Source organism: Lentzea aerocolonigenes (genome assembly GCF_000955955.1).
Classification (GTDB): domain Bacteria; phylum Actinomycetota; class Actinomycetes; order Mycobacteriales; family Pseudonocardiaceae; genus Lentzea; species Lentzea aerocolonigenes_A.
Map to the genome: position 1 here is coordinate 1 of NZ_JYJG01000426.1, position 13,172 is coordinate 13,172.

General features: G+C 68.3%; 12 protein-coding genes. 8 read left to right on the top strand and 4 right to left on the bottom strand.

Features of this window, described 5'->3' with window-relative positions:
* Positions 1–169 precede the first annotated feature (169 nt).
* From UK23_RS41825 to UK23_RS41850, 6 genes are all read left to right on the top strand, one after another.
* Positions 170–2,380, top strand: coding sequence for a GH92 family glycosyl hydrolase (locus UK23_RS41825; protein ID WP_231114917.1), 2,211 nt, complete (start codon positions 170–172; stop codon positions 2,378–2,380).
* A 28-nt stretch (positions 2,381–2,408) separates the two neighbouring features.
* Positions 2,409–4,655: a helix-turn-helix transcriptional regulator gene (locus UK23_RS41830; protein ID WP_082115418.1), complete on the top strand. Its 2,247-nt coding sequence runs from the start codon at positions 2,409–2,411 to the stop codon at positions 4,653–4,655.
* Between the two features lie 84 nt (positions 4,656–4,739).
* The gene (locus tag UK23_RS41835; RefSeq protein WP_045317366.1) at positions 4,740–5,534 is read left to right on the top strand and encodes a hypothetical protein; all 795 of its coding nucleotides are present in this window, start codon (positions 4,740–4,742) and stop codon (positions 5,532–5,534) included.
* A 125-nt stretch (positions 5,535–5,659) separates the two neighbouring features.
* Positions 5,660–6,571 (top strand): ABC transporter ATP-binding protein, encoded by a 912-nt coding sequence (locus UK23_RS41840; RefSeq protein ID WP_045317367.1) that lies wholly within the window; start codon positions 5,660–5,662, stop codon positions 6,569–6,571.
* Complete coding sequence (locus tag UK23_RS41845; RefSeq protein WP_045317368.1) at positions 6,568–7,611, top strand: ABC transporter permease; 1,044 nt, start codon at positions 6,568–6,570, stop codon at positions 7,609–7,611. Before UK23_RS41840 ends, UK23_RS41845 begins: the two co-directional genes overlap by 4 nt.
* Before the next feature lie 50 nt (positions 7,612–7,661).
* Entirely contained in the window at positions 7,662–7,997 is a 336-nt protein-coding gene (locus tag UK23_RS41850; RefSeq protein ID WP_045317369.1) for a DUF3817 domain-containing protein, read from the top strand.
* Here the strand turns inward: UK23_RS41850 and UK23_RS41855 are convergent.
* From UK23_RS41855 to UK23_RS41870, 4 genes are read right to left on the bottom strand one after another with little or no spacing between them, the layout of a single operon-like run.
* Entirely contained in the window at positions 7,957–9,015 is a 1,059-nt protein-coding gene (locus UK23_RS41855; protein WP_052685511.1) for a phosphotransferase, read from the bottom strand. The two genes, UK23_RS41850 and UK23_RS41855, sit on opposite strands and share 41 nt — an antisense overlap.
* Entirely contained in the window at positions 9,012–10,034 is a 1,023-nt protein-coding gene (locus UK23_RS41860; protein ID WP_231114918.1) for a phosphotransferase, read from the bottom strand. The genes UK23_RS41855 and UK23_RS41860 overlap by 4 nt, the downstream gene beginning before the upstream one ends.
* Before the next feature lie 23 nt (positions 10,035–10,057).
* Positions 10,058–11,116: a hypothetical protein gene (locus UK23_RS41865; protein WP_156213769.1), complete on the bottom strand. Its 1,059-nt coding sequence runs from the start codon at positions 11,114–11,116 to the stop codon at positions 10,058–10,060.
* Positions 11,117–11,151: 35 nt separating this feature from the next.
* Entirely contained in the window at positions 11,152–11,649 is a 498-nt protein-coding gene (locus UK23_RS41870; RefSeq protein WP_045317372.1) for a MarR family winged helix-turn-helix transcriptional regulator, read from the bottom strand.
* Between the two features lie 50 nt (positions 11,650–11,699).
* Here UK23_RS41870 and UK23_RS41875 point away from each other — a divergent pair, with 50 nt between their 5' ends.
* Together UK23_RS41875 and UK23_RS41880 are read left to right on the top strand one after the other, a co-directional pair.
* Positions 11,700–12,005 carry an MTH1187 family thiamine-binding protein gene (locus UK23_RS41875; protein ID WP_045317373.1) on the top strand — a complete coding sequence of 102 codons (306 nt, stop codon included), beginning with the start codon at positions 11,700–11,702 and terminating at the stop codon, positions 12,003–12,005.
* Between the two features lie 47 nt (positions 12,006–12,052).
* On the top strand, positions 12,053–13,172 hold a 1,120-nt coding region (locus tag UK23_RS41880), incomplete at its 3' end, for a hypothetical protein (protein WP_045317374.1).

Here is a 13,172-nt window from a genome sequence, read left to right on the forward strand (position 1 = left end):
AACCACCTACGCAAGGTGACATGAGCGCAGAAGGCGACCCCTCCGCTGGAACGTGACCAGCCAACCCACGCCGACCACCGCACGCCGCGGCAGCGGCCCCCACGGACCACCCAACCGGACCACACCTCACCCCCAGAAAACCGACCGAGATCCAACTACGCTGGACCGCGTGGACGATCTGGATCCCATTGAGTCGGTAAACACGTTCATCGGCACAAAGGACGAGGGCAACACGTTCCCCGGCGCGTCCATGCCCTTCGGCAAGGCGCACTCCAGCCCCATGGGCTCCCACTACGCGGGCTACCGGTACGACGACCCGATGATCCGGGGCTTCGGCCACTTCTTCCTGTCCGGCGCGGGGTGCTGGGAACAGGGCGGCCTGGTCCCGATCCTGCCGACGGCAGGCTCGCTACCAACCAGCTTCGACCACAAGCGCTACGCCACCGGCTACACCCACGACGGCGAGATCGGCAAGCCCGGCTACTACAAGGTCAGGCTCGACCGCGGCATCACCGTCGAGTGCACCGCCACCACCAGGGCCGGCGTCGAGCGCTACACCTGGCCCAGCGGCACCAACGGCACTCTCCTGATCAACACGGGACAGGCCAACGACCACGAGCCGGTCAGCGCCAGCAGCGTGAAAGTCCTCAACGACCGCACCATCACCGGAACCGTGGAAACCCAGGCGTTCTGCGGCGGCCGTCCGTACCTCACCTACTTCACCACGACCTTCGACCGGCCCTTCCGAACCTTCGGCACCTGGTCGCCGACCGGAGCCAAGCCAGGCCAACGCGAATCAGCGGGCGGAGCAGGCCTCAGGGGTGCGTGGGTCACTTTCGATCCAGGGCCTGTAACGGCGTACACCGCTCTGTCCCAAGTGGACGAACAAGGCGCGACGAACAACCTGAACGAAGAAACCCGGGGCAAGTCGTTCGACGACATCCGCAACGAAGCGCAACAAGCCTGGCGCGAGGAACTCGGCTGCATCGAGATCGAAACCGACGACTGGGATGAACGGGCGGTCTTCTACACCGCGCTGTACCACGTGCTGCTGCAGCCTCTGACCGGCAGCGACCACGACGGCAGGTACCGCGGCTTCGACAACCAGATCCACCAGGCCGAGGGCTGGACCTACTACGAGTTCTACTCGCTCTGGGACACCTACCGTGCCCACAACCAGCTCCTGGCCCTCATCAGAACCCAACGCGCGAAAGACATCGCGCAGAGCGTCCTCAAGATCCACGAGCAGGGTGGCTGGCTGCCGCGCTGGGCCTACGCCAACCAGGAGACCAACTGCATGACCGGCGACCCGGTCACGCCGTTCCTGGTCGACCTGTGGCGCTTCGGGCACCTCAAGGGCCTGGAAGAGCAGGCCTACCAAGCGCTTCTGCAGAACGTGGACGGCGTCCCGCCGCAAGCCTCACGCTTCCAGGGCCGGTCCGGCAACCCGAGCTACCTGAAGAACGGCTTCGTCCAGTACGACAAGAACTTCCCCAAGAAGGGGCAGGACACCGACCCGCACCACGGCGCGTCCGCGACCCTCGAGTACGCGCTGGCGGATGCCACGCTGGCGATCATGGCCGAAGCGCTCGGGCACAAGGAGGACGCCGAGCGTCTCAAGAAGCGCGGTCAGAACCACAGGACGCTGTGGGACACCAGCGTCACCGACCGCGGCTTCACCGGCTTCCCGCGGCCGAAGCTGGGCAACGGGGCGTGGCTCAGCCCGTACACCCCACAGGGTCCCGAGGGCTTCCACGAGGGCACGGCCTGGCAGTACCAGTGGCTCGTCCAGCACGACGTACCAGGACTCATCACCGCGCTGGGCGGCAAGGCGGCGGCCGAGGCCAGGCTGGACGACTTCTTCGCGTACCAGGATCTGCTCGTCGATCCCGCCCGGACGGTGCGGGAGAAGTGGGTCGTCGGGCCCTACGACTACTACAACCAGTTCAGGTACAACCCGAACAACGAGCCGGACCTGCACGCGCCGTGGATGTACGCGCTGATCAGCAAGCCCGAGAAGACGTCGGTCGTCGTCAGGGCCGCGCAGACGCTGTTCGTGAACGGGCCCGCCGGCGTAACGGGCAACGATGACCTCGGCACGATGTCCGCCTGGTACGTGTTCAGCGCGCTCGGGATGTACCCCGCGGTGCCCGGAACTGGTGAGTTCGTGCCACACGCGCCCAAATTCCGCAAAGCCGTGGTCCACCTGGAGAACGGCAAGGACATCGTGATCAAGGCAGAGGCCGCGGACCTCACGAAGACGCAGGTGGTGGAGCGGATTCGGAGCGGCTGGCTCAACCGGACACGAGATCGGATCGAGCTCGCGGAGCTGCTGAGCGGAACCACGCTCGAGGTCGACCTTCACACACTTTCCAATTGAGACGCGAAAACGGTCGTAGGCTCGTGGGATGGGCACCTGCGCGAGCTGTGGCACGGAATTCGCGCCCCTGCCGTCGCGGGCGCGGTACTGCTCGAACGCGTGCCGTCAGCGTGCCTATCGTCAGCGGTCCGCGGGTACGTCCACTGTGGTCGCCGAGTTGCCCGGTTACGACGACGCGTTCGTCGGACGGGAAGCCGAGCTGGCGGAGCTGCTTTCGTTGCTGCGCAAGCACAGGATGCTCACGCTCGTCGGGTCTGCCGGGGTCGGGAAGACGCGACTCGCGGTCGAGCTGGCCAGAAGAGCGCGCAGGACCGAGGTCCGCACGGTCGAGCTGGGGAAGCTGAGCCGGCCGGACCAGGTGGTGCAGGCGTTCGCGGAAGCCGTTGGGGTGTACCAGCACGCGGGTGTCGCACTGCGCACGACACTGCTCCAGGAGCTGCAGAACCGCAGGATCCTGCTGCTCGTCGACAACTGCGAGCACCTCGTCGAGGAGTGCTGCGACGTCGTGGACGGGCTCCTGTCGCGCTGTCCAGGAGTGCAGATCCTCGCCACCAGCCGAGAGGCGATGCGAGCCGTCGGTGAGGCCGTCTACCCGGTGCACGGCCTGGACGAGGACGCGGTCCGGCTCTTCGCCGAACGCGCGGGCAGCCGAGGTGATCAGGAAGCGATCGCGGCCATCTGCGCACGGCTCGACGGCGTGCCGCTCGCGGTCGAACTCGCCGCGAAGCTCTCCAAGTCCGTGCCGCTCAACGAGCTCGCGAACCACCTCGACCAGCGGCTCGACCTGCTCAGCGACGCCGACGAGCAGACGCGGCACCAGAGTCTGCGAGCGGCCATCGCGTGGAGTCACGACCTGCTGACCAAGCACGAGAAGGAACTCTTCCGCAGGCTCGCGCTGCTGCCCGGCGGGTTCGGCCTGGACATCGCCCAGGTCGTCCAGGGCGGTCCGGTGATCGGCCTGCTCAGCGCGTTGCAGGCGAAGTCGTTGGTGGTGCGGGAGAACGACGGCCGCTTCCGGATGCTCGAGTCGGTCCGGCTCTACGCGGAGGAACGCCTCGGCGAGCAGGGCGAGTACGCGGTCACGGCCGAACGGATCATCGAGTGGCTGTGCGAGAAGGGCGAACCCGGTGTCACGTCGTCGATCCTCTCTCCGGAGCAGGTGAAGGCGCAGCACCAGGAGTACGACAACGTGACGTACGCGTTCGCCCATCTGGTGGCACCGCAGGACGAACGCCGGCTGCTGCTCGCCACGATGCTGCTGCGGGTGTGCTTCGACCGCGGCTACTTCGCCGAGGCCGGCGCGGTGCTGATGCAGGTGCTGCACCAGTCCGCCGCCGACGCCCGCTACCGGATCCTGGCGCTGGAGTACGCGTCTCTGTTGGCGGACCACGAGCAACGCCACGACGAAGCCGTGAAGTACGCGATCGAGGCGGTCCACACCGCGGAGGCCGGCGGCCAGCAACTGATCATGTGCCGGCTCTACCGGACGTTAGCGGGCGCTTACGACGGAGCGGGCGATGCGCCGAACACCGCATGGGCGCTGCGCCAGTCGATCCAGCACGGCGTACGCAACGGCAACGACGTGAGTGTTGCGGTGTCGAGTCAAAACCTCGGCTGGCGGCTGCTCGTGCAGGGTGACGTCGAGGCCGCCGCGTTCCTGGTGGAAGGCGCGTTACCGGTGCTGAGAGCACATGCACGGCCGGACGTCGTGGCCGTCGCGGTGCACACGTCGGGCTGCATCGCGCTGGAACGCGGCGATCTCACCACCGCGGGCGCGCGGTTCGCGGAGAGCGCTCGCATGTCGGCTCACCTGCCGAGAGCGGTGCTGGAGGCGGTCGAAGGCCGTGGCCTGGTCGCGATGCTGTCGGGACGGCACGAGCTCGGCGTGCGGTTACTGGCCGCCTGCAGGCAGATGCGCACGACGTGGGTCGTTCCGCCGGAACCGTGGTGGCGGCGGAAGATGGACGACGCGCTGGCCGAAGCGCGGGAATCCCTGTCCCAGGCGGCATTCACCAGAGCCCTCAACGCCGGTCGCGCGATGGACGTGCGCCATGCCGTGGAAACCGCGCTGGACGAGGAGATCGTGCAGGACGCGGTGCTGAGCGACCGGCAGCGCATGATCGTCGAACTGGTGGCGCAGGGCATGACGAACGCTCAGGTCGCCGCGAAACTCGGGATCTCCCACCGGACCGTGGAGTCCCACGTGCACAACGTGAAAGCGGTGCTGGACCTTTCGTCTCGGGCCCAGTTGGCGGCCTGGGCCCAGTCCAACTGAGACGTAACGCTGCGGTTCATCCGGATGACTTCGCGCTTCCCGCCGTTCATTGTGAGTACAACCAACGGAAGGGGAGGGGGCGACGTGGAACCGTTCCGTCTGCTGCACCCCGACCTCGTGCCGCAAAGACGTGAGTCGTTGCAGCACGCTGCGTCCATGCTCGTCCAGATGGGGTTGGACGACACGGTGCTCTCGGCGCCGCCCGTGCACCAGCGGCTCGCCCGCGTGGTGCTCGCGAGCAGCGACGTCATCGAGTGGAAACCCGGCTACGGCACCGGTGACGCGAGCCACGACGATCGTTTCGGCATCGTGCGGGTGGGCGGCGACCGCGGAGGCGTGTTCCTGTCCAGCATCCTGATCGCCTACCTCGACGTGCTCGAAAACGCGGCGCGCATGGGCACCTCGATCAGCGAGGACTCGTGGCGCACCCTGCTCTGGGCGCCGACCGCGCTCTTCGACCACGTGCTGCGCCGCCCCCAGGTCGGCATGACCGTCGTCACACCCGGCCCCGGCACCGAGTACCTGCCGCACGAACGAACCCAGGCCGGCCAGCGCCTCTACCTCGCGCTCATGCAGGCCGTGCGGTTCGCGGTCAGCGGCGTCGTGCGCGCCCAGGACGACCGGCCGCTCGTCGAGGACTGCGTGACGCTCGCGACGGCGTGCCTGCGGGCTGCCACGGCCGCGCTCGCGTTCGCCTGCGACGTCCAGAGCAACCCGCCGCTGCCGATCATGGAGACCTCCGAGCACCGCTACCTGTGGCAGGTGATCAGCGAGGTGCGCGCGGCCGTGCCGCGGGCGCGCTTCGACCAGTTCGCCTCGGCACTGCGCAGGCTCAACGACATCTACACCGCGAGCCCGCTCCTCGTGTCCGGCTGTTAGGGCGTCTGCAAGTACTACCAACAGGTGAGTTGGTGGTACTTGCAGACGTCACGAACGTCTCGACTTCACGGCGACTTTCGTCGTTTCGCCACGCGGAGCATCCCCTGCTGACCTAACGTCCGGGCATGACAGAGGAACGGTCGGCGGTCGTGGTGCGGGACATCCGCAAGAGCTACGGCGAGCTGAAAGCGGTGGACGGCGTCTCGTTCACCGTGGCCGAGGGCGAGTTCTTCGGCATCCTGGGGCCCAACGGCGCGGGCAAGACCACCACGCTGGAGATCATCGAGGGCCTGCGCAAGCCCGACAGCGGCGAGGTCACGCTGCTCGGCGAGATCCCGTGGCCGCGCAACACGAAGCTGTTGCCGCGCATCGGTGTTCAGCTGCAGGCGACGGCGTTCTTCGACAAGCTGACCGCCAAGGAGCAGCTGCAGACGTTCGGCTCGCTCTACGGCGTGAGCCCCGGCACCGCGGCGGACATGCTGGAACTGGTCGGCCTCGCGGACAAGGCGAACGAGCTGGAGAGCAAGCTCTCCGGCGGTCAGCGGCAACGGTTGTCGATCGCGTGCGCGCTGGTGCACGACCCGGACATCGTGTTCCTCGACGAACCGACCGCGGCGCTCGACCCGCAGGCCCGGCGCAACCTCTGGGACGTGCTGCGCGCGATCCAGGAGCGCGGCAAGACCATCGTCTACACCACGCACTACCTCGACGAGGCCGAGATCCTCTGCGACCGCGTGGCCATCATGGACACCGGCAAGATCCTCGCGCTCGACCCGCCGGCGGTGCTGGTGCGCGGTCTCGACGCACCGACGCACGTGACGCTGCAGAAGGGCGCCATGTCCGTCGTCGACGCGTCCGCTTTGGACGGTGTAGAGGAAGCGCACGAGGACGAGGTGTCGCTGACGATCTCCACTCGCCGCCCGGCTCCCGTGCTCTCGGCGCTGGCCGAACGCGGTGCGCTGGACGGGCTTCAGGTCCGCACGGCCACCCTCGAAGACGTCTTCCTCAACCTGACCGGGCGGGAGTACCGCGCATGACCGCGTTCAAGACGCTCTCGCTGGCGATGTTCAAGGGGTTCATCCGGGACAAGGTGACGTTGTTCTTCACCTTCCTGTTCCCGTTGATGTTCCTGGTGATCTTCGGTCTGATCCTGCGTGACGTCGGCGCGGACAAGACCAAGATCGCGGTGGTCGGCGACGGCCCGATCGTCAGTGCTCTCCGGGACAGCGGCGCGCTGGAGCTGGAGCCGTACAACGACGAGAACTCCGCCGTGCAGAAGGTGAAGGACGGTGACCTGCCCGCGGCGCTGATCATCCACGGGAAGCAGCTCGACGTCCGGTTCGCGCAGAGCGACCAGGTGAAGTCGGCGACCGTGCTCGGGATCATCAACGGTTTCGTGGACAAGGCGAACCTCACCGCGACCGGTCAGCCGCCGACGTTCACGTTCGCGGCGGAGAAGGTCGAGGACGCTTCGCTCAAGCCGATCCAGTACCTGACGCCGGGCATCCTGTCGTGGGGTGTGGCGGTGTCGGCGGTGTTCGGTTCCGCGCTGACCCTGGTGTCGTGGCGGCGAAAGCAGGTGCTGCGCCGGATCCGGCTGGCACCCGTGTCCGCGACTTCCGTGCTGTCGTCCCGAATTCTGGTCAGCGCGGGTGTCGCGCTGGTGCAGGGCGGGGTGTTCGTCGGCGTCGCGTCGCTGCCGGTGTTCGGGTTGCAGCTGTCCGGGTCGTGGTGGCTCGCGATTCCGTTGCTGTTGCTGGGAACCATCGCGTTCTTCGCTTTGGGCATGCTCGTGGGTGCGTTCGCCAAGACGGAAGAAGCGGCCTCGGCGGCGGCGAACATCGTGGTGCTGCCGATGGCGTTCCTGTCCGGCACGTTCTTTCCGGTCGACCAGGCACCGGCGTGGCTGCAGACCGTGTCGAAGATCTTCCCGTTGCGGCACATGAACGACGGCATGCTCGACGTGCTGGTGCGCGGCAAGGGGATCGAGGCTCTCGTGGTGCCGTCGGCGATCCTCGTCGGGTTCGCGCTCGTTGTCGGGTTCATCGCGAGTCGCGTCTTCAAATGGGAGGAATAGGACAGGGCCGGTAGTCGTGTGCTCCCCGTCACGGTTCATGATGGGGAGCCATGACGTTCTCCACCGCGGTTGGACGGTTCCGCATCTTCGCGCTCGCCGAGGCGATCTCGTGGGCGGGCCTGCTGCTCGGGATGTTCTTCAAGTACGTCGTGGTCCAGAACGAGATCGGCGTGAAGATCTTCGGTCCGATCCACGGCGTGATCTTCGTCGGCTTCGTGCTCGTCACGCTGATGGCGAAGGAACCGCTGAAGTGGGACGCGCGCACGCTGCTCCTCGGCCTGTTCTCCAGCATCCCGCCGTTCGGCACGATCGTCTTCGAGCGCTGGGCCAACCGCACGGGCCGTCTCAGTGACGATCTCGGGGAAGCAGCTCCCGAGCAGCTCTGAGCTCGTCCTGCGGATCGCCCTCGTGATAGATCCGCTCCGAGACCTCGATGTTGTCCAGGAACTCCTGGTACTTCACCGCGTTGTGCAGGTGTGACGCGCGGCGGCCGACGTCGAGCGCTTCGAGCGGCTCGCTGTCCGGGCGGTGGGTCAGCCACGCCTCGCTCCACACCTTCCGGATGTGGTCGTGCAGTTCGGGCGGGCTGTACTCGAGCACCCGGCACGCGTCGAGCGCCGGGTGCCCCCACACGGCGTCGGACCAGTCGATGATCTCGCCGTTCCGGCGCCAGTTGCCGGGGTGGAAGTCGCCGTGCGTGAGCGTGTCCGGCAGCCCGAACGACGGCATCGGCACGGCGCTCGGCGGCAGCTGCGGATCGCCTGCCAGCGCGTTCTGCACGGCCACCCAGCGCGGGACGATCAGCTCGACGTGCTCTGGCGTGATCGGCCAGCACTTGTCGCCGGGTGCGTCGGCGAGCAGCACGCGGTGTGGCGCCGCCGCGATCACCTCCGGGACCAGCGTCGGGTCGTGCGCCGCGACCATCTTGATCACCGCGCCCTCGTCGGCGAAGAACTCCGGGATGGCCTTCAGCCAGACGGGGCCGCGGGCGGTGGGCAGCCGGTGCACGGTGGACAGGTTCCAGGTGCGGACCTGCACGGCCGGCCCGGTTCGTTCGATCTCGGTGTCGGCCCACGCGAGCAGCTCGGCGGGGCCGCCCATGCGTGCGTAGGGCGCGCGGAACGGGGCGTCCGCCTCGGGTTCCTCCGCCGGGTGGAGTTTGGTGCGGTCGGGTTCCCCGTGCGCTTCGACGTGGTAGGTGACCAGGCCGCCCTGCATCATGCCGCCGTTCTCGACGGAGATCAGCCGCAGGACGCTCGTGGGAACGCCGAGCAGCTGTTCCAGAGCCTCGTTGACGGGCTCGACGTGGTTCCAGTCGAGCGTGGGGACCGCGAGGACGTCCGTGCGGCCCGCGAACCCGCTGGGCGTGCTGACCAGCGCGACGATGGTGCGCTCAAGCGTCATCGGGCCAGCTCCCGTGCGGCCCGCAGCGCGATCTGGACGCCACCGTGGTGGTAGATCCGCTCCGACCACTCGATGTTGTTGATGAAGTTCTGCAGCTTCACCGCGCTGTGCAGCTGGTACGCGAGCTGGGCGACCTCCAGCGCCTTGAACGGCTCGCTGTCCGGACGGTGCCGCAGCCACGCCTCGCTCCACACGCGACCGATCAGGTCGTGGTGCTCGGGCTTGGCGACTTCCAGCAGCCGGCACACGTCCAGCGCGGGGTGCCCCCAGCAGGCGTCGGACCAGTCGATGATCTTGCCGGTCGCCCGCCAGTTGCCGGGGTGGAAGTCGCCGTGCACCAACGTGTCCGGCAGCCCGAAGTCCGGCATCGGCACCGGAGTCGGCCTGATCCGCGGCTCACCGGCCAGCGCGTGCTGCACCGCGACCCAGCGCGGCACGATCGACTCGACGTGCTCCGGCGTGAGCGGCCAGCACGAGCCACCTGGTTCGTCGCGCAGCAGCACGCGGTGCGGGGCCGCGGCGACGAGATCGGGGACCAGCGTCGGGTCGTGGGCGCCGACCATCTCGATCAGCGTGCCCTCGTCGCTGCAGAACGGCGGCACCGCCTTGAGCCACATCGTGCCGTCGGTGGTCTGGAGCCGGTGCACGCTCGACAGGTTCCAGGTGCGGATCTGGCTCGCGGCCCCGGTCCTGGTGATCTCCGCGTCGGCCCAGGCGACCAGTTCGGCCGGGCCGCCCGGCTGTGCCCACGACTGCCGGTACATGGCGTTGGGTTTGGCTTTGGGCTCCTCGGCGGGACGCAGGTGCGTGCGGTCGGGTTCGCCGTGGGCCTCGACGTGATAGGTGACCAGGCCGCCCGCGGGGGTCTTGCCGTTCTCGACCCAGACCAGTCGCAGCACGCTAGTCGGCACCCCGAGCAGCTTCTCCAGTGCCGCGTTGACCCCGTGGACCTGGTTCCAGAACGGCGACTTGACCGGGATCGGGTCGGTCCGGCCCGCGAACCCGCTGGGTGTGCTCACCAGGGCGATGATCGATCGTTGTGTCATGGGGTGTTCACCAGCCGCATGATGGAAGTGAGCGAGCTCGTCGGGTAGTCGCGGTGGTAGATCCGTTGGGAGTCCTCGGCCTCGTCCACCACCTCCTGGTACTTGACCGCGAACTGCAGACGCCCGGCGTGGCGTCCGGCGTCGAGGGCCTCGAGCGGGCGGCTGTCCGGCCGGTGCCGCAGCCACGCGTCGCTCCACACCTTCGCGACGTGGTCGTACAAGGGGGTGTACGAGCAGTAGTCCAGCAAGCGGCCCACGTCGAGCGCGGGATGCCCCCACACGACCTCGGACCAGTTCATGATCACGCCGCTCGTCATCCAGTTGTCGGGCGCGAAGTCGCCCTGCACCAACGTTTCCGGCAGTCCGAACGACGGCATCGGCACCGCCGAGGGCCGTATCGAGGGCGGGCGCTCACCGGCCAGCGCGTGTTGCACCGCGACCCAGCGCGGCACGATCAGGTCGATGTGCTCGCGCTTGACCGTCCAGCAGTCGTCACCGGGAACGTTGCCGAGCAGCACCCGATGAGGCGCGGAGGCGATCACCTCGGGCACCAGGGAGGGGTCGTGCGCGGCGACCATCTCGATCACCGTTGCTTCGTCGGCCAAGAACGGCGGGACGGCCTTGAGCCACGCGGTCCCGCCGGCGACGGGAAGCTGGTGAAACGAGGACAGGTTCCAGGTCTTCTTCTGGACAGCGGGTCCGGTGCGTCCGACGTGCTCGTCGGCCCACGCGATCAGCTCCGCCGGACCGCCCGGCTTGGCCCACGGCAACCTGCGCGGGGCGTCGGCCTCCGGCTCCTCGGCCGGGTGCAGGCGGTGCCGGTTCGGCTCGCCGTGCGCCTCGACGTGGTAGGTGACCACGCCTCCCCAGGACCCGTCGCCACCACCCTCGGCGGAGATCAGCCTGAGCACGCTTGTCGGCACTCCCAGCCGCTCTTCCAGTGCCCGGTTGACCGATTCGGCCTCGCTCCACCACGAACTCGTCACCGGGATGGGGTCGGTGCGACCCGCGAACCCGTTCGGGCCGCTGACCAGGGCGATGATCGACCGTTGCATCACCCGATCATCATCGCGCCGGGCTCAACCGGATTTCAGTCCTCGAAGTCGCCGCTCGCCCGGCGGACCTTGGCCAGCAGATCGGTGAGCTGCTCGGTCTGCCGGTCGGTCAGGCCCTTGAGGCCGAGGTTGACGTCGACGACCGCGGCGGTGGCGTTCTCGCGCCGCTGCAGGCCCGCGTCGGTGATCTCCACCAGCGTGGTGCGGCGGTCGGTCGGGTGCGGGGTGCGGCGGACCAGGCCGTCGCTCTCCAGCCTGTCCACGATGTTCGTGACGCTCGTGGGGTGCAGCTGCAGGCGCTCGCCCATGACCCGCATCGGCAGCGCGCCCTTGCGCGAGAAGTAGAGCAGCACCAACGCCTCGTAGCGCGCGAACGTGAGTCCGTGCGGCTTGAGGGCTGCGTCCACGGCGGACTGGATGATTTGCTGGACACGCATGACGCTCGTGACGGCCGCCATCGAGGTGGCCGAACCAACGCGCTCGTCCCACAGTTCGGCCGCGCGGGCGATCGGATCGAACGGCAGCGGTGTCATGGGGACCGAAGCTACCAGTCAGTACGCCCGAGGATCATCAGGAGGCTCGTGTGCTTGTCGCGTTCAGCGTTGCTCCGTCCGGTTCGGACTCGTCCGGAGGCGTCGCCAAGGCCGTCGCGGAGGCCGTGCGGATCGTGCGGGAGTCCGGCCTGCCCAATGAGACGAACGCGATGTTCACCTTGATCGAGGGCGAGTGGGACGAGGTGATGGACGTGGTGAAGCGCGCGACGGAAGCCGTGCAGGCCAGCGCCCCGCGGGTGTCCCTCGTGCTCAAGGCGGACATCCGGCCCGGCTACACCGGTCAGTTGCGCGCGAAGGTGGAACGGGTTGAGGAGCACCTCGCCGACACGCCATGATCGAGCTCCGCCGCTGACCTTCTGGTCGTTGAGCGGAGGCGCACCTCGTGAGATTCGTGATCACCCTGCTGGCCGCGCTGCTGGCGGTTCTGCCCGGAGTTGCCCATGCCGGGCCGTCCACCAGGTGGGACAACATCGGTCCGAACGGCGCGGGCGGGTACCTGGCGTTCGCCCGCGACATCGCCTACGTGCTGCCAGGGGCGGGCCAGCAGGTGTTCCGGTCCGGGGATCGGGGACGCAGCTGGCGGCAGGGGCGGTTGTTCCCGGAGATGCGCGGGAACGGGCTCGCCGCTGATCCGTCGCGGCCGGACACCGTTCTAGTGGCCGGGTACGAGGGCGGGGGCGGTGCCGGCACCGTGCTGCGGTCGGTGGACGGTGGCTTGTCCTTCGGCGTGGCGTTGCGGACGCCTTCCGAGGTGCAGGACGTCGCCTTTGGCGGTGGCTTCTCGTACGCGGCTTCGGCTGAGGGGGTCTATCGCGGGGTTGGCGGGCGCGGGTGGTCGTTGCTGCCCGGATCGCCTCGTGACGCCGAGGACGTGCAGGTCGTGGGATCGAGCATCGTGGTGGCCGCTGGTGGGGTCGTGCACGTGCTGCGGTCCGGGAAGTGGTCCGCGTCCGACGTTCCTGCGGACAAGATCACGTCGCGTGGCGCTGTCGTGGTGGCGCGGAAGTTCAGCGGCGGGGTGCATCTTTCTTCGGACGGTGGCGCGTCCTGGCGCGAGGTTTCCGGGCCGTGGACGTCGTCATGGATCTTGTACGGCGGCATCACGGCCAACGGGTGGATTCAGGTGCAGACGTTGGACGGGCACTTCATCAGCACCGACCTGGGCGGCTCCTGGAAGCGGACGGACGCGCTGTCGACGATCGACGTCTACACCGAGATCGGCAGCTTCCCGGACATGCCCGAGTGGCAGTGGGTGTACGGGTCCGGCGGGGTCTACGCGACCTCGGACCACGAGCACTTCAAGCGGGTCGGGGTGCCTGGGGCGCACGTGCTGTCGTTGGCGATTTCGGGGCGGTCCCTGGTGGCCGGGACGATGCAGGGGTCGTACCGGACCGATCTGCCCGCGGTGTCGCAGGAGTGGGACTTCGACGGGTCCGCTCCGCCTGCCATCGGGAACCGGATCGGGGCGCTGGCGGCTCGGGACGGGGTGTGTATAAGAGACA